Origin of the sequence: Flavobacterium sp., from assembly GCF_049590715.1 — a bacterium.
GTDB lineage: Bacteria > Bacteroidota > Bacteroidia > Flavobacteriales > Flavobacteriaceae > Flavobacterium.
This window is the reverse complement of sequence record NZ_JBAWDL010000280.1, coordinates 1-1,659: the sequence shown is the minus strand read 5'-3', so window position 1 is coordinate 1,659 and position 1,659 is coordinate 1. Positions and strand designations below refer to the sequence as shown.

At 54.3% G+C, this 1,659-nt stretch carries 1 protein-coding gene; it reads left to right on the top strand.

What is annotated here, in order from left to right; genetic code table 11:
- Window positions 1-1,503: AAA family ATPase (locus tag WBQ70_RS12605; RefSeq protein WP_423914808.1), on the top strand; the 1,503-nt coding region annotated here is incomplete at its 5' end.
- Window positions 1,504-1,659: the final 156 nt, after the last annotated feature.

Below are 1,659 nucleotides of genomic sequence, written 5' to 3'. Positions count from 1 at the left end.
GCTGTGATTGCCGCCGTGGAGTTGTCGAACCGCTACATCAGCGACCGCTTCCTGCCGGACAAGGCCATCGATCTCATGGACGAGGCCGCGGCTAAGCTGCGCCTGGAAATGGACAGCGTACCCGAGGAACTGGACGAGCTGAACCGCCGCATCATGCAGCTGGAGATCGAGCGTGAGGCCATTCGTCGGGAGGACAACCGGGAGAAAGAAACCGTATTGAACAAGGAAATCGCCGACCTGAGCGAAGAGCGCGATGCCCTCAGGGCCGAATGGGAAAATGAGAAAGGTGCGGTGAATGAAATACGGGGGCTCAAAGAGTCAGTGGATCAGCTGCGCCTGGAAGCTGAGCAGGCCGAACGGGCCGGGGATTTTGGCAAGGTAGCTGAGATTCGCTACGGACGAATTCCCGAAGCTCAGCAGAAACTGGACACTTTACAGAAATCACAAGGTGACCGCCGCCTGATGCAGGAAGAGATCGGCGCTGAGGATATTGCCGAAGTGGTAGCCAAGTGGACCGGAATTCCCGTGCAGAAAATGCTCCAGAGCGACCGCGAGAAACTCCTGCACCTGGAAGATCGATTGCACCAGCGCGTGGCTGGGCAAGACGAAGCCATAGAAGTGGTTTCTGACGCCGTACGTCGGAGTCGGGCGGGTTTGCAGGATGCCAGGCGGCCCATCGGTAGCTTCCTCTTCCTCGGGCCGACGGGGGTAGGTAAGACCGAGCTCGCCAAAACCCTGGCCGAGTACCTGTTTAACGATGAGAATGCCATCGTGCGCATCGACATGAGCGAGTACCAGGAGCGCCACGCCGTAAGTCGTCTGGTGGGAGCACCTCCCGGCTATGTGGGCTACGACGAAGGCGGCCAGCTGACCGAAGCGGTACGTCGGAAACCGTATAGCGTGATTTTGCTGGATGAGATTGAAAAAGCCCATCCCGATGTATGGAATATACTATTGCAGGTACTGGATGAAGGGCGCCTGACCGATAATAAAGGTAGGGTTGCCAATTTTAAGAATACGATCATCATTATGACCTCCAACATGGGGAGTCATATTATTCAGGAGAAATTTGCCGAGGACGAAGGATGGAACCATACCCTGATCATGGCAGAAACCAAACAGGCGGTGCTGGATTTATTGAAAGCTTCGGTACGTCCCGAGTTCCTCAATCGTATTGATGAGATCGTGCTCTTTGAACCATTGACTCAGAAAAACATCCGTAAGATTGTGGATATTCAGTTCAAGGGTATCCAGAAAATGCTGGCCGAACAGGGTATCACCCTCGACGCCACGGAGGAATCTCTGACCAAACTGGGGGAAGAAGGTTTCGATCCCGCGTTCGGGGCCCGTCCGCTCAAGCGGGTGCTACAACGCCGCATCCTGAACGAACTGTCCAAAGGAATCCTCAGCGGGCAGGTGGCCAAGGACGCCGTCATTATGATGGAGTTAGACCCCTCCGGCGAGATTTCCTTTGAGAATGTCAGCGGGGGCGTAGAGATCTAACCACTATCTTGTTAATCAGTTGTGAGGGTGGGCTTTCGGAAAGGAAGCCTACCCTTTTTGCTTTTAACGCTGCCAGCGTTCTAAACGCTGACAGCGTTGACTAAGGGGAATGGCACGTAATTTTTACCCATTCCTGTGAATCAACAAACTGGAAAT